General features: G+C 47.3%; 18 protein-coding genes. All 18 read right to left on the bottom strand.

Translation table 11 applies throughout. The features are described from left to right. Window positions 1–40: 40 nt before the first annotated feature. The 18 genes from rfbC to GN242_RS07140 all read right to left on the bottom strand — a co-directional run bounded on the left by rfbC (window position 41) and on the right by GN242_RS07140 (window position 20,942). Window positions 41–583, bottom strand: a complete 543-nt coding sequence (gene rfbC / locus GN242_RS07225; protein ID WP_154751639.1) for a dTDP-4-dehydrorhamnose 3,5-epimerase — start codon at window positions 581–583, stop codon at window positions 41–43. Window positions 584–593: 10 nt separating this feature from the next. Then, on the bottom strand, window positions 594–1,148 hold the full coding sequence (locus GN242_RS07220) for a DapH/DapD/GlmU-related protein (RefSeq protein ID WP_156287138.1): 555 nt from the start codon (window positions 1,146–1,148) through the stop codon (window positions 594–596). Next, window positions 1,141–2,424 (bottom strand): capsular polysaccharide export protein, LipB/KpsS family, encoded by a 1,284-nt coding sequence (locus GN242_RS07215; RefSeq protein WP_154751641.1) that lies wholly within the window; start codon window positions 2,422–2,424, stop codon window positions 1,141–1,143. The genes GN242_RS07220 and GN242_RS07215 overlap by 8 nt, the downstream gene beginning before the upstream one ends. Continuing rightward, window positions 2,421–3,428, bottom strand: a complete 1,008-nt coding sequence (locus GN242_RS07210; protein ID WP_156287137.1) for a WaaS/CpsH family glycosyltransferase — start codon at window positions 3,426–3,428, stop codon at window positions 2,421–2,423. The genes GN242_RS07215 and GN242_RS07210 overlap by 4 nt, the downstream gene beginning before the upstream one ends. Then, a complete protein-coding gene (locus GN242_RS07205) occupies window positions 3,428–4,483 on the bottom strand; it encodes an EpsG family protein (protein WP_154751643.1) in 1,056 nt (351 codons plus the stop codon). Before GN242_RS07205 ends, GN242_RS07210 begins: the two co-directional genes overlap by 1 nt. A gap of 34 nt (window positions 4,484–4,517) precedes the next feature. Then, on the bottom strand, window positions 4,518–5,942 hold the full coding sequence (locus GN242_RS07200; protein ID WP_154751644.1) for a lipopolysaccharide biosynthesis protein: 1,425 nt from the start codon (window positions 5,940–5,942) through the stop codon (window positions 4,518–4,520). Further along, window positions 5,914–6,735 carry an NAD-dependent epimerase/dehydratase family protein gene (locus GN242_RS07195; RefSeq protein WP_154751645.1) on the bottom strand — a complete coding sequence of 274 codons (822 nt, stop codon included), beginning with the start codon at window positions 6,733–6,735 and terminating at the stop codon, window positions 5,914–5,916. Before GN242_RS07195 ends, GN242_RS07200 begins: the two co-directional genes overlap by 29 nt. A gap of 33 nt (window positions 6,736–6,768) precedes the next feature. Next, the gene (gene rfbA, locus GN242_RS07190) at window positions 6,769–7,656 is read right to left on the bottom strand and encodes a glucose-1-phosphate thymidylyltransferase RfbA (protein ID WP_154751852.1); all 888 of its coding nucleotides are present in this window, start codon (window positions 7,654–7,656) and stop codon (window positions 6,769–6,771) included. Between the two features lie 320 nt (window positions 7,657–7,976). After that, entirely contained in the window at window positions 7,977–9,062 is a 1,086-nt protein-coding gene (rfbB, locus tag GN242_RS07185) for a dTDP-glucose 4,6-dehydratase (protein WP_156287136.1), read from the bottom strand. Window positions 9,063–9,114: 52 nt separating this feature from the next. Then, window positions 9,115–10,161, bottom strand: coding sequence for a UDP-N-acetylglucosamine--undecaprenyl-phosphate N-acetylglucosaminephosphotransferase (gene wecA, locus GN242_RS07180; RefSeq protein WP_154751646.1), 1,047 nt, complete (start codon window positions 10,159–10,161; stop codon window positions 9,115–9,117). 443 nt (window positions 10,162–10,604) lie between these two features. Beyond that, a complete protein-coding gene (gene galE, locus GN242_RS07175) occupies window positions 10,605–11,618 on the bottom strand; it encodes a UDP-glucose 4-epimerase GalE (RefSeq protein WP_154751647.1) in 1,014 nt (337 codons plus the stop codon). Window positions 11,619–11,663: 45 nt separating this feature from the next. Continuing rightward, window positions 11,664–12,560: a UTP--glucose-1-phosphate uridylyltransferase GalF gene (gene galF / locus GN242_RS07170; protein WP_154751648.1), complete on the bottom strand. Its 897-nt coding sequence runs from the start codon at window positions 12,558–12,560 to the stop codon at window positions 11,664–11,666. Window positions 12,561–12,819: 259 nt separating this feature from the next. Then, the gene (locus GN242_RS07165) at window positions 12,820–14,160 is read right to left on the bottom strand and encodes a lipopolysaccharide biosynthesis protein (RefSeq protein ID WP_156287135.1); all 1,341 of its coding nucleotides are present in this window, start codon (window positions 14,158–14,160) and stop codon (window positions 12,820–12,822) included. Further along, window positions 14,157–15,380, bottom strand: coding sequence for a glycosyltransferase (locus tag GN242_RS07160; RefSeq protein WP_156287134.1), 1,224 nt, complete (start codon window positions 15,378–15,380; stop codon window positions 14,157–14,159). Before GN242_RS07160 ends, GN242_RS07165 begins: the two co-directional genes overlap by 4 nt. A 4-nt stretch (window positions 15,381–15,384) precedes the next feature. After that, window positions 15,385–16,635: a colanic acid biosynthesis pyruvyl transferase WcaK gene (wcaK, locus tag GN242_RS07155; protein ID WP_154751650.1), complete on the bottom strand. Its 1,251-nt coding sequence runs from the start codon at window positions 16,633–16,635 to the stop codon at window positions 15,385–15,387. A gap of 197 nt (window positions 16,636–16,832) precedes the next feature. Beyond that, window positions 16,833–19,046 carry a phage tailspike protein gene (locus GN242_RS07150; protein ID WP_156287133.1) on the bottom strand — a complete coding sequence of 738 codons (2,214 nt, stop codon included), beginning with the start codon at window positions 19,044–19,046 and terminating at the stop codon, window positions 16,833–16,835. A 90-nt stretch (window positions 19,047–19,136) separates the two neighbouring features. Continuing rightward, the gene (locus GN242_RS07145) at window positions 19,137–20,171 is read right to left on the bottom strand and encodes a glycosyltransferase family 4 protein (RefSeq protein ID WP_154751652.1); all 1,035 of its coding nucleotides are present in this window, start codon (window positions 20,169–20,171) and stop codon (window positions 19,137–19,139) included. Between the two features lie 18 nt (window positions 20,172–20,189). Beyond that, window positions 20,190–20,942, bottom strand: coding sequence for a glycosyltransferase family 2 protein (locus GN242_RS07140; protein WP_154751653.1), 753 nt, complete (start codon window positions 20,940–20,942; stop codon window positions 20,190–20,192). Between the last annotated feature and the right edge of the window lie 15 nt (window positions 20,943–20,957).

Genomic DNA, 20,957 nt, shown 5'->3' with positions numbered 1-20,957 from the left:
TTAAATAACAGGATGATCACTAATTACATCAGTATGGAAATCAAAAAAACTCATCTAAATCAGCGAGTTTTTTAGCCATTTTATCTTTTTCCGAAAGAATCGGCGATGAAACCGGCCACTCGATACCGACATCAGGATCATTCCAAAGGAGTGAGGCTTCAAACTGCGGATTATAGTAGTCGGTACATTTATATTCGAAGTCAGCAAATTCGCTAAGTACAACGAAACCGTGGGCAAGGCCGGGTGGTACCCAGAACTGTTTCTTATTCTCTTCACTAAGAATCACCCCCGCCCACTGTCCATAGGTTGGTGACTCTTTACGAATATCTACAGCCACATCAAAAACCTCGCCTCTGACAACACGAACCAGCTTGCCCTGGGGATTTTTCGTCTGGAAATGCAGCCCGCGCAATACATTCTGTGATGAACGCGAATGATTATCCTGTACAAAATCAAAATCGATATTCAGCATCTGCTGGTAGCGCCTTTTCTCGAATGTCTCGAGGAAAAACCCGCGATGATCGCCAAACACTTTTGGCTCGATAATTTTGACATCCGGAATACGCGTATTATGTACTAACATTTGTCACCTGTTATTTTACTCTGACCCACTCATTTAGAGAGTGATCGTATTGCTTAATTATTTTCGCTGGTGCACCCGATATCACACACCGATCGGGGAAGCACCCTTTGACGACTGCATTAGCGCCAACCACGCACTGCTTGCCTAACACCGTACCTGGTAATATTTTGGCGCCAGCGCCTATAAAGCAGCACTCACCGATAATCGTTTCTTTGGAGATCATATTCTGTTGATAAATCGGTACGTTCAGATCTTCATAACCATGGTCAGAATTGGTAATCATCACGTTTGAAGATATCACCGTTGATTTTCCGATAGTGACCTGCTTTTCAACTGAAATGAGATGCAATCCATGACCTACTGACACATCATCATGGATAACTATTTTACCGCCGTCATGAGTTTCAATACGCCAGCCAGGATAAAGCCGGAACTTCTCCCCTGCGTTCACATTTTTTAAACCACTAAAGAAGACAGGTTTACCGATGTAGGACTTCCATCCCTTTCCATTAAGCAGAAATAGCTTGTAGAAAAGAAACCTGACAAACCAAAAAATTTTAAACATTTTTAATAATCCATTTCGCTATTTCACCCGGCGCAGGGCCATCAAGATCGCGGAAATGACCACGAATGAAAACATGGTTAAACAGATAACTCAGATATTTCTTTCTGTAAACTTCATCGGGAGCCGGGCCGTTCAAAGCGTCAGTAATCAAGCTGTTGAGATTATCGCCCTGATATTTATAGCATAGCGAACTGGCATCATAATAACTGTTACCCAGCACGACCACTTTTTTGCCTTTTTCGATTGACTCTAAGCCAACAGTGGAGTTGTTGACCACCACCAGGTCGGACTGTGAGATCGCCTGATCAAGAGAGCCTGAGTTATCGAAAAATACTTTGTCATTCTCGCTAATATATTTATACATCTCAGGTTCATACAGCTGTCTGAACAGAGGGTGCTCACGTACCACCAGGAGGGTGTTTTCAGGTAAATTTTCTGTCACCTGCTTAACAATCTGGTAGTGGGATGAGAACCAGGGACTGTGATAGATCATATTAACGTCGTCAGGCACTTGCAGAACCAGCAGAAGCTTCTTAGCAGCAGGATGAGACTCTGCTACCAGAGATTTTGTTTCCAGCAAATCTGCATACTGTTTATTGTTAATCTTATGCCTGACGGGTCTTCTCTGCTCCACCGGAACGAGGAATGGGAGAAACTTCTCGACGACTAAATCAACAACGCGGAAGAACTTATATTTTTTCCACTTAGCCTGAGGTGGAAGATGATAATCATCGCTGACGGAAGCTTCGATGATCTGCGGATCAAGATAGCGGAAAGAGCTGTTAGCATTAACTCCTTTGAGATCGAGAATAGTTCGACCCAAAGGGGCCTGTTCGAAACAGGCTATTTTAATATCTTTTTCAAGCGCCAGATGATGAACGATTTCAGCGGGCATTCTTGAATCACCGCTGACAATAATCAGGTCAGGCTGATAGTCAGAGAGTAATTCATTGAAATAGTGATAATATTTCTTTGCCTGCGCAATTAGCTCACCTTCATTCAAGGAAGGAAGCAGACGCTGATGGTAAACAATAAATTGCCTGTAGAAATCATCGTCACGTACGTCAGTGGTTTGTACTGCTTTGCTTTTTTGACAGGGAAGATATACAGATTTTTGTCCGTTAAAGACGGAATAGAGGTAGCCGCTAAGGAAAAGATCGACGTGTAAAAACTCAATATTATGATTAATTTTTTTGGTTTCGTCGGCTATTCTCTTAAAAAACCGAGAAAAGTCGGCATAATATCCAATCGTTAATATTTTTCTACTCACCGTCATAAATCTCTTTTTTGCGAACTAAGAATGGTACTAACCCATGAGGAAAGGGAGTATTTCCCAATGATATCTTCCGGGTAATCCTTAAACGGAGTGTTTAAGAACTCCGGGTCAATGTGAACATTGTCTTTGTCGATTACCAGAACATTCTCTGGAGTGTAGATATCGTAATCGATGATATTTTTATTCGTTGTGATGAGCTTCAGACCAGCACCGAGCGTTTCGAAGGTACGCATAGTCAAGCCTTTCTGTTTATCGTGCTCGATATCCAAAATGGCTTTCGTATCAGCATAAACACTATTAATTTCTTGCGAGGTCAGTGGGGTAAAGTTAAACGTAAATTGTGAGACGTTTTTAAAGTTTTTATCAGCAATTTTTCTGACAACAAAAATGATCCAGTTCTGGATATAGAGATACTTATAAAAAACGAAATTATCGCGCACAGATGCAGCCTCAACCTTTTTTATCACATTCATTCTTTGGCTGTGCACTGTTCCGATAAAGGCAATATCAATTTTTGGTGTAGTTAAACGCGCAATTTTATCATATGAGTTACTGAAAAACAGAGGCAAGAAATCAAAACCATATTGCTGACAATCATTTTTATCAAAAGAGTAAATTTGACTAAAATTACTTAACAGCGGTTTCACGAGAGGTTTATTTTCTATAGAATCCCATAAATAAAGAATAATATTCACACCAGGAACAACATCCTTTATTTTTTTAAAAAACTCATTACTTAACCCTTCAGGGTTTATCAGTAATATTGTTGAAAATTTCTCCTGGCGGATCTTTTCAATTATTCCATCCTGATGTTGTTTGATTCTTTTTTTAATCAGGAACGTTGCGCCTATACGCATAAATAATTTCGTAAAGAAATCATTCTTGGGTCTGATGTCACAGTAACTGACATCAGCCTTGAGTTGACGTTCCAACTCAATTTTTATTTCCTTTTCGTATCCAAAAAACTTAGGAGATATCAGAAGGAAACCACCATTACACTTCATTATAAAACCTCGAAGCCAAATATCGTTCTATACGGAAACAGATGCTTCTCTGCCCCGGTATAATACAGTGCAACAAAATATATTGAGAAATAAGCAATCATTGCCAATAAAGAGATTGTTCGGTTTCGCTTAGTTTCACATGCATTTAGTAACAGAGGAATGGAGAATACTTTTGCTATAACAAAGTAGTACTCTACCCGGAGCATAATTCGCATCTGTAACGCAAGGGTCAGTGCAATAAGTGAGAATAACGTGAGATTATACAGAACATTATCGATTTCACTCTTCACTACGCTATTTCTATAAATCATTAACAGAATGATGGGTAAAGCCTGGTAGACATAGCTGACCATGCCTTTAGTACTTACCGTTGTGAGGAACTCTCCGCCCCTGAATTCAAGGTAGGTGTTGCCATATCCGGGAATAAGCCCTATACCCGCAAAGATAAGGCTGCGGAATGCGGGAAGAATCAATAACAGACTAAACGTCAGAACGCTAAAATAAATTAAGAGGCTTTTCTGTGAGCTTATCTTTTTCTTCGCCAGGAAGTATACCGGTATTACCAGTGCCGCTGACTTATGGAATAGCATGGCTACAAAAGCACAAGCAAAATACTTAATCAGACGTCGCTCAACAAGATATATCAGTGAAAAATAGAATATTGCTATCGCAACGTTTTGACGAATATAGGTGAATCCCCCTTCAATTAAGCCATACGGCATAATAATAAATATCAGGAAATTCAGCACTAAATAATTTCGATAGCGTTTAAACACATAATACAAGAAGAACAGATAGAGGCTAATCATGGTGAAATAGAAAACCTGGAAGGAAAACCCATTTCCACTTAACCAGTTTCCTATCCATCTGAACATGAATTCTTGCTTTGCGAAATTATTATTTTGCGCATCATACATCGCACGATAGGAGTCGTAGTCAGGCCCCACAGACTCACTTAAAGCAACAACCAGCCAGAGGGAGATCATGATAAAAAGCAGGGTAACGCGTTCAAAGCGTCTTGCTTCCGGTATGGTACCGATCAGCAGGACTATCAAAAAGACTGTATAAAGAAATATATATATTAGCACTTTAATTACCCAGTTTCAGAACTCGCTGCCGTATACTGTTATTTAATAAAATAAGCAGCGAGGATAATAAAAGATAGATCACGCATTTTATTATCAATGGTAAATCATGACTAACAAGAGATATAGCAACAAATGATACTACTATCAGTAACTGCTTATAATTAACAATTAACATGCCAACATTATGTTTGTATGCAATAAATACCATTGCAGCAACCTTTGAAAACAGCAACGCACCGCCCAAAGCGACTGCGGCACCCGGGAGGCCGTAATCAGGAACTAATAAATAACATAAAAATACGTTTACAATACCGCTGATCAGCAGGATAAAGAAGTTGATACGCGCATAGCTATTCATCGTCATCCATTCATTTACCGCACCCGTGCAGGCAATCATAATAAAGAATATGGAGATAATAATCAGCGCAAGAGAGCCAGCTATATACTCTTTACCGAATAACGCGAGCACATCCTGACTAAACAGAATAAAAAATAGCCCTGCCACTGTCGTCAGACTGAGCGAAAGCGTAAAATTTTTCTTGTAGGCTGGGTGCTTTTCAGTATTTTCAAAGAAATTAAATAGCTTAGGTTCATAGCTCTTGGACAATGCAATATAAGGAAAGAGTGAGACAACAGCCAGCGATGTAACAATGTCGTAAATCGCAACGTTCGATATTGTCGACAGTTTTCCGATAACAATTACATCAATTTTCCCCGCCACAGCCAGTAAAATGGCATTCATTCCCAGGCTGAAGGAGTAACCAAAACGGGAGAAAAATGAGAGCGGATTAGGTAAGCGCCAGGATAACAGGCTGCTTACATAGACGATCAGGACGACCAGCAACAGGAGTTGCGAAAGAATCATACTCCATGCCAATCCCCAGAAATTATTGTACCCGAGCCAGACAAATGCCAGTAAAAATGGGAAGCGCAAAACACGCTGAATAAGGTTTGATAATATAAAACTGGTATTAATAAAACCTTTTACTCTCACCACTGGAGTTAAAAGATTATATGCAGCCCAAAGAGGGATCATCAATATAGAAAGATGATAATTCTCTCTGGATACATGTCCATTCAGTAAGTATTTAAGGATGTAATCATCACAGTAATAGAGGGCCAGACAGCCCACTACTACCAGCGCCAGACCGCTAAATACCTCTTCCAGGATGGCCTTATCTGTCTTTTCTTTTTGATAAAAATAGAGAACAGAGCTATCCCTGCCTAACATCAAAGAGATAACCAGAATAGATACCAGAGCAAAGGTCAGCCTGAACTGACCATATTGATCTTCTGTAACATTATTGGTCATATACATTGTTGTCAGAAAAAGAATCAGGTTTCCTGACAGGTTTGTTCCCAACCCGATTATGATTGAGTTTTTCTTCTCTATTGCTTTAATGATTAAATTTATCTTGGAAAACATCAATCATTTCATCCAGCATGCTGATAACAGATTTCGGCCTGAAGGCGAGCTGTTGTTCTAATGGGCTAACGTCGATCGGCGGGAACGTGTCATCTGTTTGCACAGGGTGCCAGACGGCGTTGCAGCCCGTTCTCTGCACAATAAAATCCACTAATTCTTTGGCAGACACGTTTTCACCCGAGGCAATATTGAATAATCCTTGCAGGCGCTGCATGGCGATTTGCTCTATCGCATGGGTCACGTCATCAATATGGACATAATCTTTGCTGTACTCTGGCGTGACATAAAGATTTATCTCTTTTTTAGTGACCGCATCACGAACTAACGAAGGAAGGAATAGTTTGCTGGTGTAGGCGCTGCCATACACATTGGATGGACGGACAATCGCATAGGGAAGTGGCTGAGACTTAATTACCGTCTCGGCCAGAAGTTTCACCTGATTAAACAATACGCGCTTATCCTGTTGATGCATGGTCAACGGCGTGTCGATGTCAGCACACTCATGTCCAAGATACAGTCGGGTAGATGACACATATAGCAGAAAATCATATTTCGCCGTATTAATCACATGGCGAACAATATCAACATGAGAAGAGATAACCTCATCGACTTTACTGCAATCACCTACCCCGCCACAAAATATTACCGTTCCCAGGTCTTCACCGGAGAAATCTTGTTTACTCCAGTCGCCACGGCAGGCTTTAATTCCATGTGACTCAAATTGAGCGGTAAGATGGCTACCAATAAACCCACCGGCACCGAAAATAGTTACTTTCATTTCTTGGTCTGACATTGGCTCAGGTCCATCAGCAGTTCAAAACAATTATCAACCAATGTTATCGCTTTTCAGCAATTTCATCAGATATTTACCATACGCATTTTTTGCCAGCGGTTTTGCCAGCAGTTTTAACTGTTCTGCGTTAATAAAGCCTTTGCGGTAAGCAATTTCTTCCGGACAGGAAACTTTTAATCCCTGACGAGCTTCAAGCGTCTGAATAAAGTTGCTCGCTTCAATTAAACTTTCGTGTGTTCCTGTGTCGAGCCACGCATAGCCCCTGCCAATAATAGCAACAGACAGCTCACCCATTTTAAGATAAAGGTTATTAATATCCGTTATCTCTAACTCGCCGCGCGCAGAGGGTTCGATATTTTTGGCCATTTCTACAACACGATTGTCATAAAAATAGAGGCCGGTCACCGCATAGTTACTTTTCGGTTTTTTAGGCTTCTCCTCCAGAGAGAGCGCCTTACCCTGCTTATCAAAGTCCACGACGCCATATCGTTCAGGATCGTTTACATGATAGGCGAAGACGGTAGCGCCAGACGGTTTGTTAACCGCAGCTTCCAGCTCTTTCGGCAGGTCATGACCATAAAAAATATTGTCACCAAGGATCAGTGCACAGTCGTCGTCTCCGATAAACTCTTCACCGAGAATGAACGCCTGAGCCAGTCCATCCGGACTCTCCTGAACGACATAGGATAAATTCAATCCCCACTGATTTCCGTTGCCAAAGAGCTGCTCAAAGCGCGGAGTATCCTGTGGTGTACTGATAATCAGAATATCTCGTATACCGGCCAGCATTAATGTCGTTAACGGATAGTAGATCATCGGCTTATCATAAACCGGAAGTAGTTGCTTACTGACAGCCATCGTCACAGGGTACAATCTTGTTCCTGAACCACCAGCTAAAATTATTCCTTTGCGTTTTTTCATCATTATTTCCTTCACACGCTTTCAGTTACTTTAATATTTTACACCCTAATATATTTCGGGGTGCAGGCAGGCGGCAACGCAACGAATCCCCAGGAACTAACAAGGGAAGTGACTGGGATGAGCCGCATAACCAGGAGAGCCAACGATCCTGCGGCCTGAAGTAAGACGCCATCTATACCCTAACTAAACACGTATACCCTAAATAATTCGAGTCGCAGGCAGGCGGCCACGCAGCAAATCCCCGGGAGCTTACATCAGTAAGTGACCGGGGTGCGCGAGGAGAGCCAACGATCCTGCGGCTTGAAGTATGACGGGTATAATTAGCGATTTTCGTACTGCTGTGCAATCCAGCTCTGATACGCGCCATTCCTGATATTGTCTACCCACTGGCGATGAGTTAAATACCACTCTACCGTCTTACGAATACCGCTTTCGAATGTCTCTTCAGGCTGCCAGTTCAGTTCTGCACTGATTTTAGAAGCATCAATTGCGTAGCGGCGGTCATGGCCTGGTCGATCGGATACATAGGTAATCTGCTCACGATAGCTGCCGGATTTTGGCACCATTTCGTCCAGCAGATCACAAATAATCTGTACTACCTGTATATTCTGTTTCTCATTATGTCCGCCGATGTTGTAGGTCTCACCGACTGTTCCTTTTGTCACTACCCTGTACAGCGCGCGAGCATGGTCTTCTACATATAGCCAGTCACGAATCTGATCGCCTTTGCCATATACGGGCAGCGCTTTACCGTCCAGTGCATTCAGGATCACCAGCGGAATTAATTTTTCCGGAAAATGGTACGGGCCATAATTGTTTGAGCAGTTTGTGACTATCGTTGGGAAGCCGTAAGTACGCAACCAGGCACGAACCAGATGGTCGCTGGAAGCCTTAGAGGCAGAATATGGACTGCTTGGCGCATAGGACGTTGTTTCGGTAAAGAGAGGAAGGAGAGCCGGGTCTGTACCCACTTCATCCGGGTGCGGTAAATCACCGTACACTTCATCGGTAGAAATATGATGGAAACGGAATGCCGCTTTACGTTCAGCATCCAGTCCGTTCCAGTAACTGCGCGCGGCTTCCAGCAGGACATAGGTACCAACAATATTGGTCTCAATAAAGTCCGCTGGCCCGGTAATAGAGCGATCCACGTGACTTTCTGCCGCAAGGTGCATCACACAGTCCGGCTGATGAGCGGCAAAAATGGCATCCAGTGCTGCGCGATCGCAGATATCTGCCTGTTCGAAGGCATAGCGTGCATCATTACTGATGGTTGCCAATGATTCGAGATTACCCGCGTAAGTGAGCTTATCAACATTGACTACGCTGTCTGAGGTTTGCTCAATAATATGACGTACTACGGCAGAACCGATAAAACCGGCACCGCCGGTCACTAAAATTTTCACGCTGGAACTCTCTCTTCTCACATCATTGGCATGTTGATACGAATTTATCGCTTTACTTCACTGCTATCGGACGTTCAACGGGATGAGTAATTTTTTCAACCGAACGCACCGCGTAAAGCATAGAAAAGAAGCAGACAATGAACAGGGCTAACTGCCAGTTATCAGACACATGGCAACCAGCCAGAATCACCCCGATCATACCATTTATTACCTGCCCGGCCGTCATTATCATCAAGGTACCGCGCTGACTGAAACCAGCACGCATCAAAATATGGTGAAGATGTTCACGATCGGGGCGGAAGGGGCTGCACCGGCGGCGCAGTCGGGAAACCATGACACGCAGCATATCCATCAATGGCAGCGCAATCAGCCAGAGCGCGGTCACCGGGCGCATCACTGCTTTTTCGCCCTGAGAGGCAATAATAAGCAGCCAGATGACGGTGAAGCCGATCAGCATACTGCCCGCATCACCCATAAATACTTTAAACTTCTGCCCCCAGGGCACGCCAAGATTGAGCAAAATATAGGGCATGCAGGCTACGACCAGCGCCAGGCACCACATCGCCAGACCGTCGCGGTCGCCAAGAGCAAAGACAATACTCAGAAAACAGAAGGTGACACTGGCTAGCATACCGAGCAGACCGTCGATACCATCGATCATATTGTAGGCATTTATCGCACCGATAACGGCGAATACCGTCACCAGATAGCCAGCGGCACCCAGCATTAGCGGATAGCCAAAAAGGACTGTTCCAAGCGAAGAGAGATACAGTCCCTGGTACATCATGATGCCTGCTACACCTATTTGCAGCAGCATACGCGGCATAACCGGAAGATCGAAACGGTCGTCCAGTACTCCCACAATCAGCAGCAGCGTAATACAAAACATATAAACAGGGAATTCAGGCATCCATCCTGGTTGCAGCGCAAAGATCAGCCACAAAGAGAAGTACACTGATACGCCTCCGACCAGAGGAATACTTCCTTTGTGCTGCTTACGTGCATTTGGTTTATCGACTAACCCGACACGGCGAGCGACTTTGCGTGCAATAAACAGCAGCGTCAGCGCTCCCAGGAAAAGGAAAACGATATCTTGCATATTTGTACCTGCGCTCACTAAATATAAGTATGTTTTCATGAACCCACGCTACCGCCCCTGACTATAGCTGCCAGATAGCTTCAATCGCAGTCGCCCTACATAAGCATAGTCGGATTACATTGTAAGACTTGTCCATTTTTTCCAGAAAATTCCCAGAAATAAGTCTACATATGCCTTATCATAAGCAGGTTATAATTCTCATACTTCGCCTACATCGGTACAAGCTTAATCTGCACACTTTAAGCTTAAAAAAACCTATCTGCTCGCAACACGTACATTTTAACCATCAGATTGTATAAATTTAAAGCAACTGTCAGCAGAAAAAAATTTCAACTCCCGCTATCGTCTGAATTTTATTGTAAATTTCAATGCACTGTTGATTCTGTTAAAAACAAAAAACTCCCTGATGCGGGAGTTTTTTGTTCAATCACTTAGCCGTTGAATCAACGATATCCATTAGGATTATTTGACTGCCAGTTCCATGTATCGCGCATCATTTCATCAATTCCGCGTGAAACACGCCAGTCGAGTTCTTTGTCTGCCAGCGAAGCATCGGCCCAGAATGCCGGCAGATCGCCATCACGACGCGGTAAGATCTGGTAAGGCACTGGTTTGCCAGCGGCTTTTTCAAAGGCTTTCACCATTTCAAGCACCGAATAACCGACGCCTGCGCCAAGATTATAAGCCTTGTAGCCGTCAACTGATGCGATATGATCCAGCGCTTTGAGATGACCTTCTGCCAGATCCATCACATGAATATAGTCACGCTCACCGGTGCCATCTTTAGTCGGGTAATCACCGCCGAAGATCCCCAGCTTTTCCAGGCGGCCAATGGCGACCTGAGCGATATAGGGCAGCAGGTTGTTGGGGATACCGTTAGGATCTTCGCCAATCAGGCCTGATTCATGCGCGCCAACCGGGTTGAAGTAGCGCAGCGCGATGGTTTTAAATTCCGGGTTCGCTTTTGCATAATCACGCAGAATTTGTTCAACCATCAGTTTGGAAGTGCCATACGGACTGGTGGTGCCACCAATCGGCGTAGTTTCCACATAAGGAACCGGAGCATCGGCACCGTAGACGGTCGCTGAGGAGCTGAAGATAAACTGATTTACACCAGCAGCACGCATCTCTTCCAGCAGCACCAGGGTACCGGTGACGTTGTTCTGGTAATACTCCAGCGGTTTGCGGGTTGATTCACCAACTGCTTTCAAACCAGCAAAGTGGATCACTGCGCTGATGCTCTGGCTGGCAAAAATGTCGCGCAGGCATGAACGGTCGAGGATATCCCCTTCACAGAAGGTGGCGGTCTTACCGGTGAGTTTCTCTACACGGTTAATTGACTCGCGCGAGGCGTTGCTCAGATTATCCAGAACAACAACATCATCCCCACGTTGCAGCAGCGACAACACGGTATGGGAACCGATGTAGCCTGCCCCGCCCGTTACTAAAATTGCCATGTTGACTCCTTCAGACCACGCCCGGCGCGGCCTTTATTGATTAGATTACTTAGCCAGGATTTTTTGGATTTCTTCACGGAACTCACGGCCCTGGGCATGGTTACGCAGACCCCAGGTCACAAATGCTTTCATATAGCCCAGCTTACGACCACAGTCGAAGCTGTCGCCACTCAGGAGATGCGCATCAACCGGCTGTTTTTTGTTCAGGTTAGCAATGGCATCGGTCAGCTGATAGCGGCCCCAGGCACCCGGCTCGAGGTTTTCCAGCTCAGACCAGATATCGGCTGACAGCACGTAGCGACCAACCGCAGCCAGATCGGAATTCAGCGTCTGCGGGCTATCTGGTTTTTCGACGAACTCAACGATGGAGCTGACCTTGCCCGGGAAGTCCAGTGGCTCTTCGGTGGTGATCACCGAGTATTCAGAAAGGTCAACGTCTGGCATATGGTGAGCCAGCACCTGGCTGCGACCGGTCTCTTCAAAGCGCGCAACCATGGCGGCCAGGTTGTAACGCAGCGGATCGGCACTGGCGTTATCCAGCAGCACATCCGGCAGCACTACCACAAATGCTTCATCATGCAGCATCGGACGGGCACACAGCAGAGAGTTAGCCAGGCCCAGCGGCTGCGGCTGACGCACGTTCATAATCGTCACGCCCGGCGGACAGATAGACTGTACTTCGCTCAGTAGCTGACGTTTAACGCGCGCTTCAAGCAGGGCTTCCAGCTCGTAAGAGGTATCAAAGTGGTTTTCAACTGCATTCTTGGATGCATGGGTCACCAGAACAATTTCCTTGATACCGGCTGCTACGCATTCGTCGATGATGTACTGAATCATCGGCTTATCGACAACAGGTAACATCTCTTTAGGAATGGCTTTTGTAGCAGGGAGCATATGCATACCGAGACCCGCAACCGGGATAACTGCTTTAAGCTTGGTCATAGTGTTTCCATATAAATGAAGTAAAAAAACGTCCACTGATTATGCATTAAAGAGATGATTCACAAGTATAATCTTAATCTTAAAAATAAGCTCCAGGGCCAGCAATAAAAAAAGGCCACCCACCGGGTGACCTTATATATGCGTATAAATTCGCGATGTTGAATGGCGATAGCGGCGTAAGTCCCCGGAAAGAAAGATAACTCTGTAACCGGGGCATCTGGCCGCTGCGCGCTATTATGACGGTTATGTTATTACCGGGTTACAACAAATGTGTAAACCATTCCGGTCTGACAAACAGATTAAAATAACTCACTAACGCCATGATACCGACAAACACTACCGCTACCGACATCCACTGACGAGCGTACGGGATAAACGGAATGCCAATCACCGGTTTGATAAAGAACGGATGGGCAAAGGCCGAAATCAGTACCTGAGAAATCGACAGCGTCAGCGCCACATACCAGACGTTTGGCCAGATCCAGGTGGTTGCCAGTACCAGCACCACAATGATGCTCGCTACCACGTTCCACCAGAACTCGACGTTAGTACGACCATTGGCCTGTGATATTGCCCCCGTCAGACCGCCCATCGGACGCAGCATACCGAACAGCAGCATCAGTGGGATCAGCTGACCGACCGCTTCATGCGCCGGCCCGTACAGCACTCGCACCACCACCGGGGAAAGGATACCGATCGCCAGATACATCAGGCTGCTGAACAGCATAATAAGGAAGGTGCCTTTCAGGAACAGCTTCTGTAACTGAGCCGGTTCATGCTGTTTTTCAGCGAAGCGTGGCAGTGCCAGACGGTTAATCACCGGCGTCACCAGTTTCAGCGGTTGCAGCACCAGCTCTTTCGCCAGTGAGTAGACCCCGAGCATTTCAGCGCCCATCACTTTACCAACGATCAGGGAGTCGGCCTGAGTACGCAGCTGGTTAATAGTCTGTGAGCCAAGCTGATACACACCGTATTTTATCGAACTGAAGAAGGTCGATTTATCAAACTCGAAGGTTGGCCGCCAGGACTTCTCACCAAACCAGATCATGCACAGGATACGCATTGCCGCATTGGCAAACAGGCCGAGGATGACTGCCGATACGTTAAGCGGAGAGTAATAAAGCAGCCCCACCGTCAGCGCAAAGGCGAGAAACTTGGTGACCATCTCAATCTTCGCCAGCAGCACCATGCGTTTGGCTTTAACAAAATGTGCCTGATACTGAGAGAGCGACCCCAGCACCAGGAAGTTGATGCTGGTCAGCATAATCAGCCCGGTGAGCTCCGGAATATGGTAGAAATAGGCAATGGGCCAGGCAATAGCAATCAGCAACAGCCCGGTGAGCAGACTGAGTAAAACGTTCACCCAGTAAATAGTGCTCTGCTCTTTACGGGTGATGTTCTGCCGGTGCACGATATAGCTGCTCATCCCCATATCCTGCAGCACCATCGCCACGGCGAGAATGGCGTTAATAATCGCCAGAATACCCAGCTCATGCGTCTCCAGCTTACGCGCCAGCACGCCAAGCTGTATCACCTGTAGTACTGCGGCAAAACAGGTGCCGCCAAACAGCCATACGGCCTGATTTTTTAAACTACTCACGCTAGTTGCTCCAGAATCTCTGCCAGCTCACGGTAGGCGATATGCTGGTTAAATTCGGTTTCGACTTTATGCCGCGCAGCGACCACCACCGGTGCCACATCGGCCTCACCGCGTGACAGTTTCAGCAGAATTTCGGCCAGTGCTGCGGCGTCACCTTCCGGGGCCAGCCAGCCAGAGACATTATGTTCGATCAGTTCAGGAATACCGCTGTGCTCGCTGGAGACAACCGGTAGCCCGACCGCCATCGCTTCCATCAGCGCCACCGGGATGCCTTCCATATCGCCATCGGCTGCGGTCAGCGACGGCAGCAGGAAGATATCCGCATCATCCAGATAGCGTTTAATCTCTTCCTGCGGCTTGAAACCGACCATTTTCACGCAGTCGGCAAGGTCTGCCGCCTCAATATTGGCGCGTAATTCATCTTCCAGTTCGCCGTTGCCGACAATGGTGTACTCAAACAGCCCACCCTGAGCTTTAAGGATTTTACAGGCGTCAATCGCCACGCCCAGCCCCTTCTTCTCGGTCAGGCGGGCAACGGAGAGAATACGCAGCGGCTGATGCAGCGACTCCCGGACGTGAAGATTAAACTTCTCCGGCTCTATGCCCATCCGCGTCACATGAATTTTCTCCGGCGCACAGCCCATGCTAATCAACTTGTTCTCCCACAGGTGGCTGATAGGCAGCAGCAGTTCAGTCTGAGTAAACAGCCGGGCGTAATCGTCTTTATGTTCTTCAAGGATATGACGACGTGAGATATCAGCACCGTGGAATACCGTCGCCTGTTTGCCCTGCAAAACGTTCAGTTCACGCAGCTTATTGGCAAGCGCTCCGGCATAGCCAAAGTGGACGAGGAAGACATCCGCAACAAAAGGAGTTTTGTTAGCGGCAACAATTGCAGGCAGCAGCAGCTTGCTGGACTGGGCGCCGTAGCGCCCGATATTGAAGGATTTAAGCGTGGCAGTATTGAGAATTTTCGGCAGCACAATTTGCAGACGCTGTTTCAGTTTATCCGCATTACTGACCTTCTCTTCCGGCAGCAGATAGTGAGTTTTCTCTGCCAGATTATAGCGGTCAAAAGCACCGTGACGGTTAACCAGATCCCCCGGGAAAACCGAGATAATCTCAACGTCGTAGCCGATATCAATAAAATGCGTTACCTGGTTCAGAACAAACGTTTCAGAGGAAACCGGAAATCGCATGGTGAAAAATGTCAGTTTCATGGGTTCACCCTAAGCGTTTAACCACGTCATCAGTGATGCGGTTGCCAAGAATCCGCTCCTGTTCCACAGCCTGGTCGACCTGCTGCTTCACCGCATCGTAGTTATCCAGCACATTATTCACCCGGGTGATAATGCTGCCGTCCATCAGACTCTTCACATCGCTGGCCATCTCTGGCAGCCCCAGCTGGTTCATTACGCCCAGAGATTTGTGTTCGTAGTTAATCGCCACCGCAGGTGTACCAAAGTTCATGGAGATAATTGCGGAGTGCAAACGGGTGCCGATGGTGAGATGACACTGGCCCAGCATGATGCCCAGCTCAAGGTCGTTAAACTCATCCATGATCACGTGGTACTTATCTTTCTGTTGGATATGGTCGCTCAGTGTCATTGCCACCATGCGATCATCTTTGTTGTAGCTGTCGATGCCAGTACAGGTGGAGAACGCCACCACCTGGTAACCGCGCTCAATCATCGCATTGATCACACGGCCAAACGCGGCCTCATACTGCTGCTGAGTCACGCCCAGACGCTTGTCGAACGGCGCCAGTTCACGCACGGTTATGGCGATAGTTTTCTGCTGACCAATCACCTGCTGCCAGTGCACCAGGTTATGGCCCGGTTCCGCCACTTCACGCGCACGCACCAGGAAGGCGGTATCAGCGCCTTTGACCACTTTACGAGTGGTAATGCCGCCCTGTTTCATCATCTCCAGGCTGACGCTTTCGCGCAGTACCAGGCTATCGACGCGATCAAAGACAAAATTAGCAATTTCATTAAAACGCGGCTTCTGGAACGGGCCGACGCTGTGACCGATCATATGGATCGGTTTTTTTGCCAGCAGCGCGCACAGCGAATGCTCAAACTGCAACGGACCATAGAGATCAACAAAGAACGAGCCGCCGACCTGGATAATCGCATCATACTGCTTAAGGTTGTCGCTAAATTCCTGCAAATACTGCGGTACCGGAAACAGCTTAAACAGGCCGCGATTAGCGATATGCGCCATCATGATTTTTGGCATCAGACGGCGTTTTATCTTATCAAACAGCTTGTTTTTGCCCTTTTTAGTCTGCAAAAAGAGCGCATCAGGCAAAATCTCTTGCTGGAGCAGGTAACCAGAACTGGTTGGATAACGGCTAATAACATCAATATCAAGATCGTTCCTTGCCAGGTTTAACGAATCAATAATCCCGCGTAAAATAGCGCCATCACCACGATTTCCACATGTATGATTGCCAACTAATAAAATCTTCATAACTACTCCAGAAAAATTTTTGTAATTTTTTACAGGCTTAATTAGCCAATAAATTGCTAATTATTAACTCTTATTGTCCCAGGAATGCCAAACGCCCATCAATGCAGCTGAATCGTTTAAAACAGGCTGCCTGTCCTGGCCCTGGAAAAACAGCCTGATAACTCTGAAATTTCCGCGCATTGACGGAAAACTGCCAATTATTTGAGGGAAAAGTACGGGATCGCGACCTGCTTGCCGTTCAGCACGATAGAAATAAAGCCTTCTGGATGATCGGTATTCACCTGTTCGGCACTCAGCGGACGCGAGGCCATCAGCAGATCTCCCGCTTCATTGGCACCAATCCCGGCTTTGCCGTTATGCAGACTGAAACGCTGGCTGGCACGGCTGACATCTTTGCCGGTCGGCGGCTTGCCAAACGCCATGCTGCTGTCGAAACGCGCGCAGCGGCCAGTTTTAAAGCGGTCTTTGGCAGTGGTCTTGATCAGCACCCCGGCCGAAGCTACCCAGCCATCGATTTTGACAAATACGCGCACATCGGTGTCATGGGGAGTGACGATCATCACATCCAGTACCGGGCTGGCACCTTCTGCATGCCAGGAGGCTTCAAATTTATGAGTTTTACGTTGCAGGCTGATAATCGCCCGGCCGCCGGTGGTTTTATCGCCCACCACTTTATTCAGCGGCGCATTGCCACTGCCGTTGCTGAAGGAGGACTGGCCGAAAATTTCAATCTCCCAGGCATCGCCCACATCCGGCGTATAGATATTGCCCAGCTCTACCCACTTCTGCTGATCACTGTTGTTTTCAATACGAAAACGTGACGTCAGATAGTTGTATTTCATGCTGCCATCGACGGCAATACCGTAGGATTCAACGCGGGTGGATCCGCGCTCCCAGGCACCAAGCCACTCACCTTCCGCCAGCGAATTGTCGATCCAGCTGCCGGCCTGAAGATTGGTCTGGCGCATATTCAGGCGCGAGTTATGGGCAATCAGCGGGTTTTTACAGGTTTCCAGGCTCAGGGCATCGATAATCCACTGCCCGTTAGAGATATCACCCGGGAACTCGGTATGTTCAATCCAGCCGTTATGAATCAGCGACTGGCCACAGCGTTGCAGGTTCAGCACTTTGCCGTCGGTACAGTACTGGGCATTAAAGTTGGAAAGCTCAATGGCCGTGCTGTGATCCCATTTGCCTTTCGGCGCGTTAGACCAGACCGACTTAATGACGTCGCCGCTACAGCGCAGCGCATACCACTGGTCAATTTTGCAGTCCAGGGTATCCATCAGGCTGATGGCGGTACCGCCCACGCGCACAAAACGCAGGCAGGCACCGCGGAAATACTGGCCGCCTTCACATTTGTTATCGAAGAAGCCCTGCTTATTGGGCTGGGTGTCAGTACGTCCGTTAAATTGCAGATTGCTGACTTCCACCCAGCGGGTATTCACTTTGAATACGAAGTCTGAATTACCGTCAGATACAATAGTGGTCGCCGGGAAGTAGCCGAAATTAACCATCGCCCCGGATACGCGGAAGAAACGCGTCTGCTGCTGAGAGAAATCACAGGCGCTGACAAAAAATGTTCCAGCCGGGAATTGCAGACAGATTTGCTGGTTGGCATCCTGTGCCCACTGATACATCGCCTTGATCGCCGGAGCGCTGTCGGTTTTACCATCGGCAATCGCGCCAAAATCAAACAGCGTCAGGCGGTTGAAGTCTTCAACCACGCGCCGCCAGTGATAATCAGCCCCGGAGGAGATGATCACGCCGCCGTCGTCTTTAGCGGCCTCAAGCGTGCCGACAAACTCACCGCCACCGACTTCCAACCCTTCATGCCAGCTTTTCAGCTTAATTTTCGCCCCGCTAAACAGCGGGCGGGTTTTACGCAGATCGTCGACCGAGGGAATTTCCCCAATCAGCTGATAACCGGCAGGCTGCGCCAGGCGCTGGCTAAAATTATTCGCCCCGCGGGTCACATCGGGAATGTTGAACAGCGTATTACCCGCATCATCAACCACTGCCATTGAGTGCGACGGATCGGCAATCAGCGCGGCATTGTCGGCAATAAACTGCTCGAAACTGCCTTTATTCAGCGCCACCGGCTGCTGTACCTGCGACAGTTTGCCCGAGGCGTCGCGCAGATAAAGATTAATCAGATTACCGGACTGAGTCGGGTCAGCACCGGCCTTGCCGATATAGAGTTTGCCGCTAAAATTCTTCCAGAACTGATCTGGCATGGTGTAGACGTTTTCAGGCGTCAGAATGGGAACATCGCCCTTCGGCAGCTCGGCGGGAGTAATGCCTTTTAATGCCAGCGCGGGATCGCTTTTCGCCGCCGCACTGGAAAACGAAGTTACAGAAAGCCCTGCAACAATCGACGACAACGCCGTCAGTAATTCTCTTCTTTTCATTGGTGTTATCCCATGGTCAATTTTTTTGGGCCTGCAAGGCAGGCGTGAAACAGATGTCCAGAGATACTGCCATTGGAAGCGGTACTGTCCTTAAATCAGCGACAGCCAGCTCTCTTTAATCACTTTGCCATCAAATTTGAGGGCCGTGGTTTTGGTGGCCGCGCTCATGGCGTAGAACAGATCATCGTCATGGGCCAGCTGGTTCATACTGTCGATAAAAGCGGCTTTGTCGTTCATCGCCACTAGGAAACCGTCCTGCTGATGATTGATAATTTCCTGCGGCCCGGTAGGACAGTCATAGGCGACGACCGGCAGCGACCAGGACTTGGCTTCCAGCAGCACCAGCGGCAGACCTTCATAGCGCGAGGTCATCAGCGCCATATCGCTGTCGCGGTAGTAGTCATTGATATTACTGACGCGACCAACAAAATTGACGCTGTCACTGATGTTCAGGCGTTTTGCCTGTGCCAGCAGGTCATCTTTCAGTTCACCATCACCGGCGATCACCAGCTTCCAGTCAGGGTTGGTGGCAACAAAGCCCTGCCAGACGTCGAGCAGCAGATCGAAACCTTTCTGATGATCGAGGCGCCCTACCGCCAGCGCCTGACGATGACGCGTCGTGCGCTGGAGATTTTTATAAACCACAGGATTTGGGATGGTAGTGCTGGGAATATTCCAGCTGTTAAACACCTGATGATCTTTGTCGGTCAGGACGATCACGCGATCGTAGTAGCGCAGCATCAGGTATTTGAGGAGTTTGATAGGTTTACTGAAGGAGTTAATCGCGACGTGCTCGCAGGCATAGACACGGGCACGTTTCTTTTTCATTGTCATCATGCTGTAAAGCGCAAACATCACGCTCAGGCGGCCCATGCTAATCAGAAACACTGCATCAAACTGCTGCTGCTGAATCTTTTTCACGGCGGCCTTCAGCGGATTTTTTTCACCGTTGAAGCTGACGATCTGCTGCACCTTGCTGAAAGGGTAGAACGGTTCTCCCGATCCCTCCAGTGAGTAGATGGTCACTTCATGCTGATCGCCGAAGCACTCTGACATGAAGTTACAGATATTCTCAGTTCCGGCATAGGAGTAGGCATCTTTGATGACCAGTACGATTTTTTTCATTATTTAAGCCACCTCAGATCAGCGATGTTTTAAGGTAAACAACACGCCGTTAACCATGTACCAGACGTAGTAGTAATAAACTTTTAACGGGTTATTTTTATAAATATACTTAAGCAAATCCAGGTGCCACTTCGCCGCTTTATTTTTATTGCGCGACAGGGAATCACCCATTTCATAATAGGTCACCAGATTTTTATCTATCACCCGCGCCTGTTTGTACTGTTCAAAAAGCTCATACAGGAACAGGAAGTCCTCGTGCCCTTTTTTCTTAAACAGTACCGTATGCGCCGGACGACGATAGCAGACCGATGAGAAGCAGATGCGGAACTGCTTTTTAACGAAATTATCTTTCATCAACAGCGGCTTACCGTAACGTACGTCGTAAGCTTTAGTGCGTGACTGGTAGCTGTAGTTGCTAATTACCAGGTCATCGCCCGCTGCCAGACAGGCAGTCTGTAACATCAGCTTGTCGCTGGCCCACTCATCGTCACTGTCGAGGAAGGCAATAAACGGCTCGCGGGCTGCCTTTAATCCCACATTACGGGTTTCTGCCGCGCCGAGATTCACTTCGTTACTGAGAATAGTAATACGCGGGTCAGTACAGTGCTGTCGTACAAATTCCAGTGAATCATCGGTAGATTTATCGTTAATCAGGTAGATCCGCCAGTCGGTATAAGTTTGATCAATCACCGACTGCACCGCCCGCAAAACAGTCGCGCGCGCATTGTACATCGGGATAATAATCCCTACCGTGCCGATTTGATTATTCATCTGATACCCTGAATC

This window comes from Erwinia sorbitola (genome assembly GCF_009738185.1).
In the GTDB taxonomy this organism is placed as follows: Bacteria; Pseudomonadota; Gammaproteobacteria; order Enterobacterales; family Enterobacteriaceae; genus Erwinia; species Erwinia sorbitola.
This window is presented reverse-complemented; position numbering and strand designations above follow the sequence as displayed.

Excerpts from the sequence above, each read along its gene's own strand:
- rfbC (WP_154751639.1), bottom strand. The coding sequence starts at position 583 with ATGTTAGTACATAATACGCGTATTCCGGATGTCAAAATTATCGAGCCA.
- GN242_RS07215 (WP_154751641.1), bottom strand. The coding sequence starts at position 2,424 with ATGACGGTGAGTAGAAAAATATTAACGATTGGATATTATGCCGACTTT.
- galF (WP_154751648.1), bottom strand. The coding sequence starts at position 12,560 with ATGACCAAGCTTAAAGCAGTTATCCCGGTTGCGGGTCTCGGTATGCAT.
- galE (WP_154751647.1), bottom strand. The coding sequence starts at position 11,618 with ATGGCAATTTTAGTAACGGGCGGGGCAGGCTACATCGGTTCCCATACC.
- GN242_RS07140 (WP_154751653.1), bottom strand. The coding sequence starts at position 20,942 with ATGAATAATCAAATCGGCACGGTAGGGATTATTATCCCGATGTACAAT.
- wecA (WP_154751646.1), bottom strand. The coding sequence starts at position 10,161 with ATGCAAGATATCGTTTTCCTTTTCCTGGGAGCGCTGACGCTGCTGTTT.
- GN242_RS07150 (WP_156287133.1), bottom strand. The coding sequence starts at position 19,046 with ATGAAAAGAAGAGAATTACTGACGGCGTTGTCGTCGATTGTTGCAGGG.
- GN242_RS07145 (WP_154751652.1), bottom strand. The coding sequence starts at position 20,171 with ATGAAAAAAATCGTACTGGTCATCAAAGATGCCTACTCCTATGCCGGA.
- wcaK (WP_154751650.1), bottom strand. The coding sequence starts at position 16,635 with ATGAAGATTTTATTAGTTGGCAATCATACATGTGGAAATCGTGGTGAT.
- GN242_RS07200 (WP_154751644.1), bottom strand. The coding sequence starts at position 5,942 with ATGTTTTCCAAGATAAATTTAATCATTAAAGCAATAGAGAAGAAAAAC.
- GN242_RS07160 (WP_156287134.1), bottom strand. The coding sequence starts at position 15,380 with ATGAAACTGACATTTTTCACCATGCGATTTCCGGTTTCCTCTGAAACG.
- GN242_RS07220 (WP_156287138.1), bottom strand. The coding sequence starts at position 1,148 with ATGTTTAAAATTTTTTGGTTTGTCAGGTTTCTTTTCTACAAGCTATTT.
- GN242_RS07195 (WP_154751645.1), bottom strand. The coding sequence starts at position 6,735 with ATGTCAGACCAAGAAATGAAAGTAACTATTTTCGGTGCCGGTGGGTTT.
- GN242_RS07210 (WP_156287137.1), bottom strand. The coding sequence starts at position 3,428 with ATGAAGTGTAATGGTGGTTTCCTTCTGATATCTCCTAAGTTTTTTGGA.
- rfbA (WP_154751852.1), bottom strand. The coding sequence starts at position 7,656 with ATGAAAAAACGCAAAGGAATAATTTTAGCTGGTGGTTCAGGAACAAGA.